This is a genomic window from Paenibacillus rigui (genome assembly GCF_002234615.1).
In the GTDB taxonomy this organism is placed as follows: Bacteria; Bacillota; Bacilli; order Paenibacillales; family NBRC-103111; genus Paenibacillus_S; species Paenibacillus_S rigui.
Window position 1 is genome coordinate 44,459 of record NZ_NMQW01000008.1, and the last position, 17,636, is coordinate 62,094.

Genomic DNA, 17,636 nt, shown 5'->3' on the forward strand with positions numbered 1-17,636 from the left:
GATGAATTTACCTGGATTACTTTAAAGTGCTTATGTCACTATAAAGTGCGTACTTCCTATGTATGGTTAGTTGATGCAAAATGATGTTGTAGAAAGAATAGTACAGAGGGAGCTGAACCCGTATGAATAGTACAGCAACACGCAAAGTCGCCTTGGTTGTGGGTGCAAATGGTGTTATAGGCCGCAACCTTATCGATCACCTCATCACTCTCCCGGATTGGGACGTAATCGGCGTATCGCGCCGCGGTGGAGAATCAAGTGAGCATGTTCGTTATGTGGCTGCGGATCTACTCAATATAGACGAACTTCACGAGAAGTTAAGCGATGTAACGGAGGTAACACACATTTTTTATGCTGCTTACCAAGACCGTCCAACTTGGGCTGAGCTTGTTCCACCGAATCTCTCCATGTTAGTGAACATCATAGAAGTGATCGAACCAATCGCGTCGGGCTTAAAACATGTCAGTCTGATGCAGGGATACAAGGTATACGGTGCACATCTCGGCCCGTTCAAAACGCCTGCTCGTGAGACAGACGCCAACCACATGCCTCCTGAGTTCAATATTGATCAGCAAAATTTTTTAGAAGAACGGCAAAAAGGTAAGGCTTGGACTTGGTCTGCACTCCGTCCTTCTGTAGTTTGCGGCTTCTCGCTTGGAAATCCGATGAACCTCGCAATGGTCATAGCGATTTACGCTTCAATTTCGAAGGAGCTTGGAATCCCTTTACGGTTTCCAGGCAAGCCGGGAGCCTACAACAGCCTCTTGGAGATGACAGACGCCGGGCTTCTCGCAAAGGCAACAGTATGGGCGGCGACCGACGAACGCTGTGCGAATCAGGCATTTAACATTACGAACGGCGATCTGTTTCGTTGGAATGAGTTATGGCCGAAGATCGCTCAATACTTTGGCATGGAAACAGCGCCTCCGTTGCAGATGTCTCTGGACGTTCATGGCAGACAAGGAGCAGCTTTGGAACAAAATGGTCGAGAAGCATGGGCTTGCCCGGAATTCCTATAAAGATGTATCCTCTTGGCCATTCGGTGATTTCGTGTTTGGATGGGATTACGATTTTTTTGCCGACGGAACGAAGGCTCGTCGTTTAGGCTTTCACGAATTCGTCGATACCGAAGCCATGTTTATGAACATTTTCGACGACTTCCGCAAGCGCAAAGTCATCCCGTAAACTACCGTATACAATAAGAAAACCGACCTCGTTTTGGGTCGGTTTCTTAGCTGTTATTTAAGTCGGTAAGCGTTGGATTAACCAGAATGGTAGCCTTTCCCTCGTACTTTCTCTCTATATGCGAATCGCCCCAACGGCACATCAGATGCAGGATCTCCTTTAGACTCCAGCCGTAGTCTGTCAACTCATACTCAACTCTTGGTGGTACCTGATTATAGGAAATACGTAAGATGACGCCCTCTTCTTCAAGCTCCCGAAGGTGCTGCGTTAACATCTTTTGAGTAATTGCAGGAATCAAGCTTCTAAATTCACTATTCCGTTTCTTGCCAAATGTCAGATGAAAGAGGATAACAGGTTTCCATTTCCCGCCAATTACCTCCAAAGTTGCCTCTACTGCAGTGTTGTAAATTTTTTCAGCCTTTTGCACACAACCTGCTCCTTCTCGAATATTGCGGCACCGGTCACTGGTAACTCCTGATGAATTGGGGCATGAAATGGCCCTATTAAACATTATAACTACAACCCAAATATTATGCTATCCTCCCGCTTAATGAAGCATCGTCCGTCCGGTAAGCCCCAGGCGTTTTTTTTGCGTAGAAAGTAGAAGTTCCTCCTACTGACCCGCAGGGTATGAATGTTTAGCTTATAAGGCCGGCGAAGCCAACCGGGGGACCTGTCCGCGGCACACAGAAAACATGACTATTTTCTAACTTATAAAATAAAAAGAATAACTTATTGACAACGCTTTCTTTTGTGGAATATGATAAGTTATGAGTTAGATAAGAGTCAGTAATTCATGAGGAGAGGGCATAACCATGCTGTACAACGGATTATATTTTCATAACGTATCGGAGCTGGAGCAGCGAGACCATGGATCTGGGGTGAGGCTGCAGCGGTTTCCCAAGGAGGTGCGGCATCAGCTATCGGAGAAAGGGCGCTGGAAGGCAGTTCAGTCCAACGGATGCGAGCTGCGTTTTGTTACAGAGGCCAAGCACGTGCGGGTGACGGTCGCTTCGCAGGAAACGAACGGTAGGGTGTTCGTGTTTCGGGGGGACTTTTTCCATTCGGCTCATACGCTTCAGGCGGGTGTCGTACAGACGCTGCAGCTTGATGTGCCGGAGCGTTTCGCTGACGTGATCCCGGAGCGGCTGAACAACCGTGCCTTTCAATCCAACGTGTGGCGGCTGTACTTTGACCGCTTCAGTGCGGTTTTTTATGAAGTGGAAAGCTTCGGCTTCGAGGTGCGGGCGCCTTATCCGGAGGAGATGCCCCGCCTGACGATGCTCGCCTATGGATCCTCGATTACCCAGGGGGCCGGGGCGTTAGCCAACTATAACTGCTACGTGCAGCAGGCTGCCAGACGCCTGGAAATGGACGTGCTGAACCTGGGCTTAAGCGGATCGTGCTACTGTGAGGCGGAGCTGGCGGACCATCTGGCCGAGCGTCACGATTGGGATATCGCCTATTTGGAGCTCGGCGTCAATATGCGAAGTGTTTTTACAGTGGAGGCATTTAAGGCCCGCATCCATTACTTGCTGGACTCGATGATCGAGCGCCATCCCGGCAAGCCGGTTTTTTTGACGACCATGTACCCGAATCGGGGGACTTACTGTCATGAGGAGGCGAGCATTCGCCCCTACCGGGAGCATGAAGAGCAGTTCAACGATGTGCTGAGGTCCTACTGTGCGGACAAACAGCATAAACAGCTGCATCTGCTGAACGGCAGTGACATCATGACGGACTTCGTTTCCTTGACCAGCGATCTGATTCATCCTTCCGACTACGGTCACATGCTGATGGGTGAGCAGGTAGCCCGGCTGCTGTGCACTGAGGTGGAGAGGCTGCGGGCCAAAGCGGTAGGCAAGTAAGACAAGTAAGCGCAGCGGGGCGACAGAGGGCAAGCGGAGAATAAGGTGAACGAGCCGAGGCTCAGGATCAATGAACTTTACACATATGCAATTCATGACGAACCATAAGGGGAGTAATCCAATGAAAAAATGGCTTTTGGTAGTAACGGGGGCGGCGCTGACCGCTACCTCGGTGATCGGCTGCGCACAGCCCGGGTCCCAGGGAAGCGAAGGCACGGCCAGTCCGGGCGGGAAAACATCGTTCTCGATCTCGTTCCGCTCCGGTAACATCTCTTATGCGGAGAATCATCCGAATATCAACGAGGAGAAGTGGGTCAAGAAGCTGGAGGAGCTGACGAACACGAATCTGGACATCCGCCTGATGCCGCATAAGGAATTCGATCAAAAAATGATCCAAATGTTCGCAATCAACGATATTCCCGATGTCGTACAGGCAAGTGCGGGGTTAACAAATCCGCAGCTGGCCGGCTCGGTACAGTCGGGGGTCTTCATGCCGCTGAACGATTTGCTGAACAAGCACGGCAAAAACCTGTTGGCCAAAATCCCCAAGGATGCGTGGGAGAAGGAAACGGATGCGAACGGGAACATTTACGCCATACCGGAATGGCTGTCGAATCCCTCCCGGCGGGCGACGTGGATTCGCGCGGATCTGCTGGAGAAAACCGGCCTTCCGGAGCCGAAAACGGTGGATGACTATCTCAATGTCATGCGTGCCTTCAAAAAAATGGGCGTTGAGAATCCCTATATGGGCCGTGAGGATTTCGTCTATTCGGACGCCTTTTTCGGGGCGAACGACGTGTTCGCCAACTTTTTTATGAAGCAGGGGGATCAGATTGTTCCGAAGTTTTTTAATGTGGAAGGCATGCAGCGGACGATGCAGACGTACAAAACGATGCTCGAGGAAGGGCTGATCAGCAAGGAGTTCGCAACGACGAATCCGACCAAGTTCAAGAACGATATTCTTGCCGGCAAGGCGGGAATATGGAATATGAACGCGAATCTGCTCATTCAGTGGGACAATCAGCTGAAGGAGAGCGTCCCGGGCGCGAAGATGAAATTGATATCGTCCCCGACGGGGCCGGACGGCAAGGGCGGCTTGAGGCTGGTCGGAAACGTGACCCGGGCTTATTTCATTAATAAAAATGCAAAGGACCCCGCAGGCATTATTAAATTTTTTGATTGGATGGTCAGCGACGAGGCGGAGAAGTTTTTCACCTTCGGGATCAAGGGAGAGAACTACACGGAGGAGAACGGCAAAATCAACTACAAGGCTCCGGCCAATGCACTTGAGGTGGATGAGGAGACGTACAGGCAAACCCTGCTCTGGTTCGTACAGGACACGACCTATAACAAAGGCTCTCTGAGCTTGACGCCGGAAGGGCAAAATCTGATGAAGCTGTACGACACCGTGTTGGCGAAGGAAGGCCGGGACGGCATTCAATTCGAGCCCCAGCTGCAGGGCTATACGAAAAATCCGGATATTACGCCTACCGGGGATAAGCTGCCGCCGGTTGTTCTGGTCCATGTGATCAAAATGGTGTACGGCAAGGAAAACATCGCCGATTATCCGAAGGTGCTGGAGGAGTGGAAGTCGAAGGGCGGCAACGAGATCATCAAAGAGGCGACGGAGCGTTATAACAAGAAGGAAGGCGTCATTTTATCGAAAAAATAAGGAGGCGTTACGCTTGAACCATTGGCTGAACGGAAAATGCACGAGACTGCTCGTCTGTGCCGCCTTGCTTGCAAGCCCCCTCGCAGGGGCGGAGCCTTGGTCTGGTTTGAAAACGTTTACGGGTACAGCTGAGGCGGAAGGGACGACAAGCACGCAGCTGTTTTACGACAGCTTCGAGTATGGCGACGCAGCCCCCGTACCCGGCTCCGCGCCATCCTTATGGTCCCAGGACGGCACGAGCGGAAGCTTGGTCAAGACGTTGACCAGCGGCATGCATACGGGGACGTACGGAGCCAAAATCGACGCGACCGATGCGCTTACACTGCACCTGAGCACAGCAGGCTACAAAAACATTCAGCTCGGCTACTGGTACAAGTCGAGCGTCACCGCAGGCGGGGTGAAGGTGGAATATTCCGTCGACGGCGGGGGTTCATGGGTGACGCTTGATCCGATCGATGCGGCCCAGGGTACGTTCAAGCAAAGGACGTATACCTTAACGGCCCCGGAACGGATGTCCGCAGACAATCTGGCGGAGCTCAGAGTTCGTTTCCGCGTGGACACGGCGACTGCTCTGTCCGGCAATGTTTACATCGATGATGTGGAGCTTGCAGGGGAGCCGCTGTCAGGTACGATTCCCGAGCCGGAGGGACCGGACATCACCTTCTTTAACGATAACTTTGATGACCCGGACAATTATGGCTCGGGGGGCGGCGTTGTCATTCCGTCTCCATGGGTACAGGAAGGGGCAAATGCCAGTGCCGCCAAGACCTCCGTATCGGCCAGTGCGCCATCGCTTCCGAATCTGGTCAAAATGGATTCGAAGGATGCCTTGGCCCTCCCGTTAAATACGACAGGCTACGGCAGCATCAAGCTGAGCTATTATACGAGGGCATCCTCCTATATTAGCGGCAGCATCATTGCCGAATGGTCACCCGACGATGGAGCGAGCTGGACGACGCTTGAGGAATTCAAGCTTCCCCCGGGCACAACAGAGCAAAAAAACAGTGAACCCAACACGTTGAAATCGTGGACGCTGGCCAGCAATGCAAACAATAACGCTCATGTGAAAATAAGGTTTCGGGTAGGCGACACGATGAACGCCAACATGTACATTGACAGCGTATCGATCGCGGGACAGGCGATCCCGGGCATTCCGCCGGCGGCCAGTCCGGTACCGGTCACACCGCCGACGGAGCCGGCGCCTTTTACCCCTCCGGCAGGAGTTACGCTGTATGAGGATGTGGAGATTGGCATGGCCGGAACGCGGCCGCTGTATACGTCCATTGCGGTACCGGAGACCGTACCAGCGAGCCCGATGCCGGTGGTCGTGTACATTCATGGCGGAGGCTGGAATCACGGTGACCGGAAGCAGGCGTTAAGTACGATTTGCAGCTATGTGACCAAAAGAGGCTATATCGGCGTATCACTCGATTACCGGCTCACCCCGGAAGCACCGTATCCGGCCCAAATTCAGGATGTAAAGCTGGCCATCCGATATTTGAGAGCGCATGCGGCACAGTATGGTATCGACCCCGATCGGATCGGGGTATGGGGTTCCTCCGCAGGAGGGCATTTGGCCTCGCTGCTCGGCACCTCGGGAGATCTGACATCAGCTGATCAAGTGACGCTGGATAATGGGCATACCGTGAATGTGCCGGATTTGGAAGGCAGCGGAGGCTGGCCGCAATATTCCGACAAGGTGCAGGCCGTTGCGGACTGGTACGGCCCTGCCGATTTTACAACGGAGTTCGCGAACAGCTACAGCTCGGTGACGGCGCTGCTGGGAGGGCACAATGCCTTCTCCGTGCCGGATGAAGCCCGGCTGGCGATGCCCGGAACGTACGCCTCCCCTGACGATCCGCCGATATGGATTCGTCATGGCGATGCGGACGCAACGATTCCTTACACCGATAGCGTCACCTTTGCTAACCAACTGACCGCTGCCGGGGTGCCGGTTGTTGATTTGAAGATCGTTCCGGGTCAAGGGCACGGCTTTACCGGGACCGCGTCGGAGCAGGCCAATGCGGAGGCTTGGACGTTCCTGGATCAGTATGTGAAGAACCGGACGGTCACGGAACATGTGTATTATAAGGCGGGATACCAGCCGTAGGCACAGGTATTGCAGAGAAAAGCTGTTCCCGTAGCGAAAGCGGGGGCAGCTTTTCTTGTTTGCTGCAGCGATTCAGAATAGGATATATGACTGATGAAGGCGGATGAAATAGGTGGTCCGCATTTCTTTTTGCCTCCTTGCAGGAATATGGGGATTGAAACCGAATACATAAACTTAGTATAATAATTAAACTTAGTTGATGCCGAGCCGAAGCCAGCGAATTGGCGGCAGGCTCCTCCATTCCATTCACCCTGAACCTTAACTGCCTGAAGGAGGAAACAAGAGATGACAGCAGCAACCGAAATGATTCCAGAGACAATGAAAGCGGCCGTGATGCATACTCCCGGACATATCGCCATCGAACAGCTGCCGGTTCCCGAAGCCGGCCCGGACGAGGTACTGATTAAAGTCATGGCCGTCGGAGTATGCGGGTCGGACGTGCATTATTTTGAGCATGGCCGCATCGGTCCTTATGTTGTGCGCAAGCCGATTATACTGGGCCATGAGTGTGCCGGTATCGTCGTTGCCTGCGGGGAGCGGGTGACGCGCTTTGCTCCCGGCGACAGGGTCGCCGTCGAGCCCGGCGTTACGTGCGGGCGCTGCGAGCAGTGCAAATCCGGCCGGTACAACCTGTGCCCGGATGTGCAGTTCCTGGCCACACCGCCTGTGGACGGGGCGTTCGTGCAGTATATCAAGCATCGGGAAGACTTCGTATTCCCGATTCCCGATCATGTGTCGTTCGAGGAAGCGGCCATGGCGGAGCCGTTATCTGTCGGCATCCACGCGCTGAACCGCGCCGGCTTCAAGCCCGGCGGGGAGGTGGCGATCATCGGCATGGGGCCGGTCGGGCTGTTGGCCGTTGCCGCAGCCAAAGCTTTCGGCGCCTCGCGTATTTATGCAAGCGACCTTGAGGAGAACCGGCTGCAGGCTGCATTGAAGCTTGGCGCGACAGACGCCATTTCCGGCAAAGCCGGGGATGCGGCTGAACGCATCCTGGAGCTGACAGCGCAGCGCGGGGTGGATTTGGCAATAGAAACCGCCGGGCATCCGCGTGCGCTGCAAACCGCCATGAAGGTGATTAAACGCGGCGGCAAGCTGTCCATCGTCGGGCTCCCGCCCGTGGATGAGGTCGGCTTCAATGTTCCATTCCTTTGCGACAATGAGATCGATATTTACGGCATTTTCCGGTATGCGAATACGTACCCGACGGGCGTACGCTTTTTATCGTCCGGCATGCAGGGATTAAGCGAAATCTTTACGGATCGCTTTCCGCTCGAGCGTACACAGGAAGCGATGGTTAAAGCAATGACGGAGAAGGCGACCAGCGTGAAAATCATCGTATATCCGAACGAGTAACCGATGAAAGAATAGCATGAATTTGCAGGGCCGAAGACACTTAACTCCAGGTTCCATTGGCGAAAGACGCCGCTTGACGGCACCGTTTACAGATTCAATCAAATAAGGTACGTTAATGGCGGAGGTGTTGCTTGCGTATGGAACCAAGCGGTATGAAATTATTTTTGCTGATCGGCCAGTCGAACATGGCGGGCCGGGGCGAGCTGACGGCTGGGGAGCTGACGCCTGTCCCCGGCGTATGGAGCCTAGCAGCCGATCTGACATGGAAGGCTGCTGTGGATCCGCTTCATTACGATAAGCCCGAGATTGCCGGGGTTGGACCCGGCTTGACCTTCGCTGAGACCATCGCAGCGCAGGGCAGCCAGCCGATCGGGCTTATTCCTTGCGCCGTTGGGGGCACAAGGATCGAGCGCTGGGTCGGAGGAGCGGACTTGTATGAGGCTGCGCTGCAGCGGGCGAGGGCTGCACTGCCGCACGGCGAGCTGAGCGGTATTTTGTGGGCGCAGGGCGAGAGCGATTCGGACGACGCGGAGTGCGCGCGGGCGTATGAGGAACAGTATTTTTCCCTGATCCGCGATGTGCGGGAAGATTTGGGCTGCGGTACGAAGGTTCCCTTCATCGCTGCCAAGCTGGGCACCTTTATTCGTGAAAGCGATTATCCGTATACCAGATACATCCAAGCAGCGGTTGAAGCAGCTGCGGATCGTTTCCCAAGCTATGGCTGGGTAAGCTCCGATGGATTGGAGCATAAGGGAGACTTTTTGCACTATGACGCGCAGTCGGCCCGCGAGCTTGGCAAACGGTTTGCGCAACGGTATTTAAGCATGATGTCCGGCCGATCCTAGAAGTCCGGTGAAACTATGCGGGCTCGGCGATCAAAATGGGGGAGGATCACAAGCATGAAGCTGTCGTTTACCACATTAGGCTGCCCGGATTGGGAGCTGGACACGGTGATCGGGAAGGCTGCGGCCTATGGCTTTGACGCGATTGATTTTCGCGGTCTTGCCGGAGAGATGAATCTGTACAAGCTCCCGGCTTTCTCCGCGGGGGTATATCACACCCGGGATCAAATTCGGGCTGCGGGGCTGGCCGTATCCTGCTTCTCCAGCTCGGTTCATATGGTGTCCGCCGACAACTATGAGAAGAATCTCGCGGAAATTCGTGAATACGCGAAGCTGTGCTCGATCTTCGATACCCGCTATATCCGGGTGTTTGGGGGCGCCATCGGGCAGTTAAGCCGCGCGGAAGCGCTGGAGGCAATGGTGCGTCATTTCCGGGCCATGGGTGCCGTGGCCAAAGAGCATGGTGCGAAGCTGCTGCTCGAGACGCATGACGATTGGACGGCCTGCGCCGATGTAAGAGCCGTTATGGAGCAGGTCGATCCCGAAGCGGTAGGGGTGCTGTGGGACCTGCACCATCCGTACCGGATGCTCGGAGAACAGCCCGAAACGACATGGGAAGCGTTAGCCCCGTGGATTCACTATACGCATGTAAAGGACTCGTATAAGAAGCCGGAAGGGAACGGCTCCTTCCAATACTGCCTGCTGGGCGAAGGCGATGTGCCGATTCCTTCGATCTATGCCCTCTTGAACAGCAAGGGCTATGACGGATATTACACGCTGGAGTGGGAGAAAAAATGGCATCCGGAGCTGGAGCAGCCGGACATCGTGTTTCCACACTATGTGCAGGCCATGCGTCATTTGCATAACCTGTAGAGAAAGGCTATCGAGGCGTTTATAAGAGGAGCACTGCGGATCCCGAGAGGGAGGCGGTGCTCCTTTTTTTGTTTCTGTCGAGGATGACGTTCTGCTCATCCTGGCAGCCCTGGATGTCACGATATTGCATTGTCAACCCATATCCCCGGTGAGATAATAGGCAACATATAGCAAGCTGCCAAGATTCCAAGAGAGCGGAGAGAAGCCAGATGACCTATTTTTTGCTGTTTTATATCGTTTTTTATATGGGGAATGCGGTGTATGGGACGTATTTGCCCGTTTACTTCCAGTCGATCGGCGCCACACCGACACAGATCGGGACGCTGCTCAGCTTGGGGCCTTTGGTTGCGGTGCTGGCCCAGCCTTTGTGGGGATCAATCGGGGATCGGGCGAAGACGAAAAACTCGGTGCTTGCCTTCTTGATGATCGGCAGCAGCATCGTCATCCTGTTTTTCCCACTGTCTACGCTATTTGCTTATTTATTGGTTATGGTCTGCTTGTTCACGTTTTTCCAGACGTCCATTTCCGCGCTTAGCGATGCGATTACGCTGGAAGAGCTGGAGAAGCATAAGAAATGGTCGTTCGGCCCGATTCGTCTCGGGGGGACGGTAGGATTCGCTATCATGTCCCTGACGTTCGGATTTATAGCAAAATATAACATCAACTATCTGTTTCCCGTTTATGCGGCTATTATGGTGGCGGCGCTCCTGCTGCTAACCCGGTTTCCCCGCATTTCCGGCTACCAATCGGCAGGCAGCAAAATGCAAGTCTGGGTGCTGTTCAAAAACCGCAAGCTGATGACGTATATGGGCATCAGCCTGGTGCTGCAAATTACGCTGGGCTATTACTATACCTTCTTCCCCGTTTATTACCGGGAGCTTGGGGGGGACAGTGTCCTGCTGGGCTGGTCGATGGTCATCTCCTCTTTAAGCGAAATTCCGTTTCTGCTGTTTGCCCAGCGTATTTTGCGGCGTATCCGCATTCCGCATATTTTGCTTATTTCCAGCATTGCGGCTGCTCTCCGCTGGTTCTGTTTTTATTTTACAGATCAGCCGCTATGGGTGCTGCCTGCACAAATACTCCACGGACTCATCTTTATCGTCCTCTCGGTTACACTTGCCATGTACATCAATCAAGAGGTGCCCAAGGAGCTCAAGGCAAGCGGCCAAACGTTTCACGGCCTGCTCAGCCTTGGTCTGGCCCGGATTATCGGCAGCTTCGTCGGAGGCTTCGCGAGCGAGGCCTTTGGGATGAGGAATGTATTCCTGTACAATGCATGGATTGCACTGGCCTGCGGCTTGGTCATTGTGATGGTAGCTGTGAGGGAGAAGCGTTCGGCTGTAAGTGTGAACGCATAGAACCAAGCCGTGCGTCTGCCTCTTTCCTGCGTGCAAAGTGCAAGAATTGTTAAGTTATCCGGATCTGAGCATATTTTGTGTAGAACCTTGTTTGGGCTATCCCTTACAATAGGAAGGTACAGGGGCGCCGGACCTGAATTTGTATAGTTTGCTGCAAACGATTACGGAGGGCTTGGCGAGGAGCTCCCGCCGGATCAATTTCAACCGCTTTCATGGCGGGAATTTTAAATATAAGGGAGACAGATACAATGAGCGTTAATAAGCAAGAGCTGCCGGTATGGTACGCTGATTTAGGCGATGGGCAATTCCGCAATCCGATTCTTTATTCCGATTATTCCGATCCCGATGTCGTTTGCGTCGGTGACGATTTTTATATGACCGCTTCCAGCTTCAACAGTCTGCCGGGGCTTCCGATTCTGCACTCGAAGGATCTTGTGAACTGGACCCTGCTGACGTATGCGATTCAAGACGAGCTTCCGGGCGGTTACGACCGTGTGCGTCATGGAGACGGTATTTGGGCACCGAGCATTCGTTATCACGACGGGAAGTTTTGGATATTTGTGAGCATGCCGGACGAGGGCATTTTCATGACGACGGCCGTGGATCCGGCAGGTCCTTGGACGCCGCTGCACCTGGTAAAAGACGTCAAGGGCTGGATCGACCCTTGCCCGCTGTGGGATGAAGACGGACAGGCTTATCTTATTCATGCGTTCGCCAACAGCCGCTGCGGCATCAAGCATAAGCTTAAGGTTTGTAAAATGAGCCCGGACGGCACGTCGCTTTTGGATGACGGCGATATCGTGTTCGACGGTACAGTGGAGCACCCTACCCTGGAGGGTCCGAAGTTTTATAAAAGAAACGGGTATTATTATATTTTCGCCCCTGCCGGAGGTGTGCCGACAGGCTGGCAGACGATTTTCCGTTCCAAGCATGTCATGGGCCCTTACGAAGACAAAATCGTGCTTCATCAGGGGGACAGCATCGTGAACGGTCCGCATCAAGGCGGGTACATAGAGCTGGAGTCGGGCGAAGCCTGGTTCATTCATTTCCAGGATCGCGAAGCGTACGGGCGCATCGTGCATTTGCAGCCAATGCGCTGGGAGAACGATTGGCCGGTCATGGGGATCGACACGAACGGAGACGGAATCGGCGAGCCGGTGCTGGTTCATCCAAAGCCGGATGTGGGCCGCGAATGGCCGTTTGCCGTTCCGGATATGGGCGACGAGTTCGATCGGCCTGTATTGGGGCTGCAATGGCAGTGGCAGGCGAACCGCAAGACCGATTGGGCGTCGCTGGAAGCGCGGCCGGGTCATGTGCGTCTGTTCGCCAAGAGCGCCAAGACGCTTTACGAGGCACCGAATGTGCTGTGCCAAAAAATTCCGGCGCCTGTTTTCTCGGCAACGGCCAAGCTGGACTTCGCTGGAATTCAATTGCAGGAACGGGCGGGTCTGACGGTATTCGGCCATCAATACCGCTATATAGCTGTGGAACGTACGGAAAACGGAAGCGAAATCGTTTTTGTGCATGGCGAAGGCAATAAGGAAACGTCTTCGGAGAAGACAGCAGTGAGCCTGCCGCTGCCTGCTGGAGCCACAACGGTCTACTTCCGCGTGCAAGTCGTGCTGGAAGCTAAATGTACATTCCAATACAGTCTGGATGGAGAAGCATTTACCACCGTAGGCGATGCGTTCGAAGCGGTACCCGGCGGCTGGGTCGGTGCGAAGCTGGGCTTGTTCTGCCTGCAGCTGTCATCCGCCGATGCGGAAGGCTTCGCGGATTTCGATTGGTTCCGCTTTGCCTAAGGGAACTGCAGTCAAGAAATATGCTTACAGCCGGCCCGTCGGCCTGTTTGGAGGGCAAGGCAAAGCGGAACCTGAAAGGAAGTGCGAGTGTCTATGACGCGCAAATACTTATTACGGCTCCTTTGCTTCAGTCTTCTTCTTGGGGCACTGCCGACGGTGTTTATCGGAATGATTTCTTATTATTTGGCTACCCGGGATATTGAGGAAAAGGTTAATGAAGGCAATATGCAGCTGCTGCTGCAAACCCAGATGCGGGTGGAGCAAACGTTAAAATCATTGGAAATGTCCGCTACGCAGCTGGCCAATTCCTCTGTCGTTCTGTCGGCGATGAACAGCCCGCTTCAGAACGAGGATTTCGTTCAGGCCAGGCAGCTGACGACTGAGCTGACGAATCTGCAGTCGGTAGCGGTGATCAAGCAGGCGCATTTGATTAATTTTCAATACGATTGGACGGTGAGTCTGGGCACGTTGAAAAGGCTTAGCGAGCTGGATAATCGCGGTGAGCTTCAGGCCTTGGCAGCGAAGCAGACCGGCATGTTCTGGAGCACCGGGGATGGGAGTTCGGCTCCGGGTACTGGTACTCGGCCAGCCGGAACGGGGAAGGAGCCGGATACCGTGAGCCTGGTGCTGAAGCTGCCGATGCTTACCAAGTCGAGCACCCCGAAAGGCATGCTCGTCGTTCAAATTTCGACTGCCGATCTGAAGGAAGGCTTGGCACCGAGCAGCAAGCTGGGCAGCAGCTACGTTCTGGACAAGGCGGGGCAAGCTTTCTTGTCCTCGTCTGCGGACAAGGCGGCCACGGCAGAAATCAACGGCCACATCGCGAAGGCGCTGCAAGCGGACGGCCGTAAGCAGGGTGTCCTTCGGTCCGAGCTGGAAGGCGAGGAGGTCGCTGTCCTTTACAGATCCTCCGGCCATAACGGATGGACCTATGTGTCTATCGTCTCCATTGCCGAGATGACGAAGGCCACGAAAAATATCGCACGGGTGACTGCCGCCGCTTGCGTGCTCATTTTGCTGGTCGTTGCCCTCCTCGCTTATATCGGAAGCCGCCGGATGTATTCACCGATCCGCAAGCTCCTGGAGCTAACGCAAAAAGTGGAGGTCCCCGGCGGCAGCCATCCGGGCACCCGCAGCGACGAGCTGGATTACATTCAGGCGAGCCTGGAGACGCTCGCCGTATCGAGAAGCCGGCTGGAAGAGCAAATGCAGGGTCAGGTTTCGCATTTGAAGGAATTTTTCGTTCTGAAGCTGTTTACCGGACAGCTGTCCGACGATGATTTTTTGTACCGTGCCCGGCTGTACGGGTTTCCAACACAGTGGAGCCGTCTTTGCGTGCTGACGCTGCAGATCGATAATCTGCAGGAAACACGCTACCAGGAGCAGGACCGGGAGCTGCTGCTGTTCGCGGTGAACAATATCGTGGGGGAGCTGCTTCCTGCACATTCCCGGTTCAGCCCGATTCTGCTCAACGCCTCACAGGTCACACTGCTGACGGCGGATACGGAGGAGCCTGAACGGCTGAAGGCGTACGCGTTCCAGACGGCCGAGCTGATCAAATCGAAGGTAGAGCAGTATTTGCAGCTTCAGGTCAGCATCGGCGTCAGTTCGGCGTTCACCCGGCCCTCCGGGACCGTCAAGGCCTACGGTGAGAGCTTGATGGCGTTGAAAAGCCGGATGAGTCTGGGACCGGATATTATCGTCCACTACGAAGATATCGAGCAGCAGGGGGAAGTCGAGAAAATCGTATACTCCCACCTGAAAGTGATGGAGGATAAGGTCATCCAGGCGCTGCGGGAGCTGAAATCCGATAAGGCGTTGGAGGCGTTCCGCGAATACTTGGCGTCCGTCTTAAATAAAGACGGCTTTACCGGGGAGCACTCTATTTTGTTCATGCAGCTTATTTCCCGGATCATGCAGATGATTCAGGAGCAGGGGGTTTCCGCAACCCGCGTACTGGATGGGGAAAAGGAGCTCGATAAGCTGTTGAAGCTGCAGACGAGAGAAGATATCCTGCAGTGGTTCCAGCTGCGGATGTTTGAGCCGGTCGTGACCGTCTTAGGGGAGAATGCCGATATCCAATACGGCAACATTGCGGAGCGGATGGTCCGCATCATCCGCGAGCAGTACGACTGCGATATTTCGCTCGAGTCGTGCGCTGCCATCTTGAACTTCCATCCGGTCTATTTGAGCCGCGTGTTCAAGAAGGAAATGGGTGTGACCTTCAGTGAATATTTGTCCGAATACCGGATGCATATGGGCAAGGTCATGCTGGAGACGACCACGCTCAAAATATCGGAAATCGGGGAAAGACTTCAGTATAAGAACATCAGCGCCTTTATCCGAACATTTCGCAAAACGTTCGGGCAAACCCCCGGGAAATACAGAGAATCGCTCGATTAAGCAAGGGCTGCATGCTGGAATCATGGACCCGAAAGCCAAGAAATCAAGCATCATCCTGCCCGATTGGGCCTGGAGATGCTTAATTTCTTTTTTACATTTATCCTGCTGCCACTGCCGCTGCTGTACATATTATGCCTTTCCTACCGCATAATGCAGCTGGACGACACCGCCACCGAGCGGCTTGCAATGAAGCAGCTGCACATTCTGAACACGGTATTGCGCTTGGTCCGTTACAAGATGAAGCCCCTTCCCCTCCAGCACCGGTGCCATGTTGAACAACAGCTCATCGACAAGACCTTCACCCAGAAAAGCGTTGTGCATATCCGCGCCTCCGGCAATGAGTGCCAGGGCATGCCCTTTTTCCTTCAAATAAGCTAATGCCTCACGGGGAGATGCGGCAAGGCGGACGCCCGGCATTTCGGTGACGGTTCCGGATACGACGACGATATCGATACCGGCCAAAGCGTCCCCGAAGCCGCCGCCTGACGCTTGCATGTTCTCAAAGGTCCGGCGGCCGACGATGAAGTTGCCCGCAGCCCGAGCATGTGCAACAAAATCGTCCAGTGTCTCCGGCTTGGGCGGGTTATCGGGGCCTGATTGTGCGTAGTTGCCATTCGCGGTTAATGTTGCCCATAGCATCGTTTTCATTATTTTTTCCTCCTCATTTTTCCATCCATTTTCGTAAGCGATTCAACGGTTTACTGCAACGACGGGTATTCAAACGACGGTTCTTTCGAGGACTCTGTGGATCGACGCGGCGACCCGGTCCGGCCGATCCTCCTGCACGTAATGTGAGGCATCGTTCAGGATCTCGGTCTCATGCATCCGAAGGTAGCTTTGCCATTTGGCCATCTCTGTGAGCGGGAAGCCTGCGCTATCCTACGTTCCCCACAAAATTTGTGCGGGGACATCGGATAAAAACGGCAGCTTGGCTTCGATGTGCGCCAGCCATGCCTTTGCCTTCCGGATCTGCCAGGGGAATACCCATGTCGGTATTCTTGATTGGGGGGTGGGAAAAGGGTCGGTGTAAGCCTTTCTCAGACTTTCCGTCACGTTTTCCGCATGGTGGATACCGTGGGGAACAATTTTTGCGGCAAAAAAATTTCGCTGGGTTTGAAGCCAATAGCCAAGAGGCCAGCCTCCCATAGCCAACGAAAAAAGCTTCATCGGCATAAGCGTTGCGGGCCATGCCCAGGTGTTCATCAAGACGATGCCTCGCAGGTTTTCCCGGTGCCGTACGGCATAATGGAATCCGACAGGGCCTCCCCAATCTTGAACCACTAACACAAAATGCTTCAGGCCCAAGTGACGGATGAATTCCTCTACCGCAGCCGATTGCTCCTGTGGGGTAAAGCCATACCCGGAAGGAGCCTTTGACATGCCGAAGCCGGGATAATCCAAAGCGATCAGCCGGCAGCTGCCGCTCAGCTCCTTAATGACATTGCGGTACAGGTAGGACCACGTCGGATTTCCGTGCAGCAGAAGCACTGTCGGTCCTTGCCCTTCATCGATGTAATGAATGATTCCGTCACGATAGGGCAACCAATGATCCTTGAACGGATATTCCGATGCGTCCACGTCAAACGGTCTCTTTATCGCTATCTTCACTTTGTTCACCTCCTCTTTCACAAGGTTAGCTGACTATGGTAAATTTGAAAAGTAGTTACAAAAAAGTGCAATAGTTTCAAAAAATGAACTAAGGGGGAACACCTATGATTAACCCTTCCTGTCCTGACGCGATCGAGCCCGTCTTGGAGCTTTTGGATGGCAAGTGGACCCTGCTGCTGCTGTTCGACTTGTTCAATGGCATCAAGCGTTTCGGGGAGCTGCGCCGTTCGCTTCACCCGATCAGCCCGAAAACGTTGACAGACCGGCTTCGACTGTTAGAGGAAAAAGGAATCGTGACACGGACGCTCTATCCCGGCGTCCCCCTGCACGTTGAATATGATCTTACGGAGCGGGGGCAGCGGCTCCAGCCGATTTTTGCAGCGATGAGATTGTGGGCGGAACCGCTGCCGGGGGCGAAGGTTACGGGCAGCACGTCATGTCTTGGCGGGCACGACCCAATGACCCCGGAGCAATGGGAGAAGGCGATTGTCGAGGCGCCTATTGTTCAGGCTGGTGTGGAAAGCGGCTTCGGGGCGGAGCATGTTGTCGGAGGGGAGCC

12 protein-coding genes and 2 pseudogenes are annotated in these 17,636 nt (G+C 54.2%); 11 read left to right on the top strand and 3 right to left on the bottom strand.

The window, feature by feature from the left end; genetic code table 11:
* Window positions 1-122: 122 nt before the first annotated feature.
* A pseudogene (locus tag CF651_RS05515) lies at window positions 123-1,185 on the top strand (SDR family oxidoreductase).
* A 46-nt stretch (window positions 1,186-1,231) separates the two neighbouring features.
* Here the strand turns inward: CF651_RS05515 and CF651_RS05520 are convergent.
* The gene (locus tag CF651_RS05520; protein ID WP_094013863.1) at window positions 1,232-1,612 is read right to left on the bottom strand and encodes a winged helix-turn-helix transcriptional regulator; all 381 of its coding nucleotides are present in this window, start codon (window positions 1,610-1,612) and stop codon (window positions 1,232-1,234) included.
* Between the two features lie 388 nt (window positions 1,613-2,000).
* Here CF651_RS05520 and CF651_RS05525 point away from each other — a divergent pair, with 388 nt between their 5' ends.
* The 9 genes from CF651_RS05525 to CF651_RS05565 all read left to right on the top strand — a co-directional run bounded on the left by CF651_RS05525 (window position 2,001) and on the right by CF651_RS05565 (window position 15,469).
* Entirely contained in the window at window positions 2,001-3,053 is a 1,053-nt protein-coding gene (locus CF651_RS05525; protein WP_094013864.1) for an SGNH/GDSL hydrolase family protein, read from the top strand.
* 121 nt (window positions 3,054-3,174) lie between these two features.
* The gene (locus CF651_RS05530) at window positions 3,175-4,725 is read left to right on the top strand and encodes an extracellular solute-binding protein (protein WP_094013865.1); all 1,551 of its coding nucleotides are present in this window, start codon (window positions 3,175-3,177) and stop codon (window positions 4,723-4,725) included.
* A gap of 13 nt (window positions 4,726-4,738) precedes the next feature.
* Window positions 4,739-6,835: an alpha/beta hydrolase gene (locus tag CF651_RS05535; protein ID WP_245855720.1), complete on the top strand. Its 2,097-nt coding sequence runs from the start codon at window positions 4,739-4,741 to the stop codon at window positions 6,833-6,835.
* 285 nt (window positions 6,836-7,120) lie between these two features.
* Entirely contained in the window at window positions 7,121-8,191 is a 1,071-nt protein-coding gene (locus CF651_RS05540; protein WP_094013866.1) for an NAD(P)-dependent alcohol dehydrogenase, read from the top strand.
* 137 nt (window positions 8,192-8,328) lie between these two features.
* Window positions 8,329-9,036 carry a sialate O-acetylesterase gene (locus CF651_RS05545; protein ID WP_094013867.1) on the top strand — a complete coding sequence of 236 codons (708 nt, stop codon included), beginning with the start codon at window positions 8,329-8,331 and terminating at the stop codon, window positions 9,034-9,036.
* 54 nt (window positions 9,037-9,090) lie between these two features.
* Window positions 9,091-9,906 carry a sugar phosphate isomerase/epimerase family protein gene (locus CF651_RS05550; protein WP_094013868.1) on the top strand — a complete coding sequence of 272 codons (816 nt, stop codon included), beginning with the start codon at window positions 9,091-9,093 and terminating at the stop codon, window positions 9,904-9,906.
* 209 nt (window positions 9,907-10,115) lie between these two features.
* The gene (locus CF651_RS05555; protein ID WP_094013869.1) at window positions 10,116-11,264 is read left to right on the top strand and encodes an MFS transporter; all 1,149 of its coding nucleotides are present in this window, start codon (window positions 10,116-10,118) and stop codon (window positions 11,262-11,264) included.
* A 248-nt stretch (window positions 11,265-11,512) separates the two neighbouring features.
* Complete coding sequence (locus CF651_RS05560; RefSeq protein ID WP_094013870.1) at window positions 11,513-13,066, top strand: glycoside hydrolase family 43 protein; 1,554 nt, start codon at window positions 11,513-11,515, stop codon at window positions 13,064-13,066.
* Window positions 13,067-13,159: 93 nt separating this feature from the next.
* Entirely contained in the window at window positions 13,160-15,469 is a 2,310-nt protein-coding gene (locus CF651_RS05565) for a helix-turn-helix domain-containing protein (RefSeq protein WP_094013871.1), read from the top strand.
* A 129-nt stretch (window positions 15,470-15,598) separates the two neighbouring features.
* Here the strand turns inward: CF651_RS05565 and CF651_RS05570 are convergent, their stop codons facing one another.
* Together CF651_RS05570 and CF651_RS05575 are read right to left on the bottom strand one after the other, a co-directional pair.
* The gene (locus CF651_RS05570; RefSeq protein WP_094013872.1) at window positions 15,599-16,117 is read right to left on the bottom strand and encodes a dihydrofolate reductase family protein; all 519 of its coding nucleotides are present in this window, start codon (window positions 16,115-16,117) and stop codon (window positions 15,599-15,601) included.
* A 231-nt stretch (window positions 16,118-16,348) separates the two neighbouring features.
* Window positions 16,349-17,077 carry an alpha/beta fold hydrolase gene (locus CF651_RS05575; RefSeq protein WP_245855721.1) on the bottom strand — a complete coding sequence of 243 codons (729 nt, stop codon included), beginning with the start codon at window positions 17,075-17,077 and terminating at the stop codon, window positions 16,349-16,351.
* A gap of 104 nt (window positions 17,078-17,181) precedes the next feature.
* Between CF651_RS05575 and CF651_RS05580 the strand changes: the two are divergent.
* Window positions 17,182-17,478: pseudogene (locus CF651_RS05580) on the top strand (winged helix-turn-helix transcriptional regulator); the annotation flags it as partial.
* Window positions 17,479-17,636: the final 158 nt, after the last annotated feature.

Bases quoted from the DNA above. Each gene is read 5' to 3' on its own strand.
- CF651_RS05525 (WP_094013864.1), top strand. From the start codon at position 2,001: ATGCTGTACAACGGATTATATTTTCATAACGTATCGGAGCTGGAGCAG.
- CF651_RS05530 (WP_094013865.1), top strand. From the start codon at position 3,175: ATGAAAAAATGGCTTTTGGTAGTAACGGGGGCGGCGCTGACCGCTACC.
- CF651_RS05540 (WP_094013866.1), top strand. From the start codon at position 7,121: ATGACAGCAGCAACCGAAATGATTCCAGAGACAATGAAAGCGGCCGTG.
- CF651_RS05545 (WP_094013867.1), top strand. From the start codon at position 8,329: ATGGAACCAAGCGGTATGAAATTATTTTTGCTGATCGGCCAGTCGAAC.
- CF651_RS05550 (WP_094013868.1), top strand. From the start codon at position 9,091: ATGAAGCTGTCGTTTACCACATTAGGCTGCCCGGATTGGGAGCTGGAC.
- CF651_RS05555 (WP_094013869.1), top strand. From the start codon at position 10,116: ATGACCTATTTTTTGCTGTTTTATATCGTTTTTTATATGGGGAATGCG.
- CF651_RS05560 (WP_094013870.1), top strand. From the start codon at position 11,513: ATGAGCGTTAATAAGCAAGAGCTGCCGGTATGGTACGCTGATTTAGGC.
- CF651_RS05565 (WP_094013871.1), top strand. From the start codon at position 13,160: ATGACGCGCAAATACTTATTACGGCTCCTTTGCTTCAGTCTTCTTCTT.
- CF651_RS05570 (WP_094013872.1), bottom strand. From the start codon at position 16,117: ATGAAAACGATGCTATGGGCAACATTAACCGCGAATGGCAACTACGCA.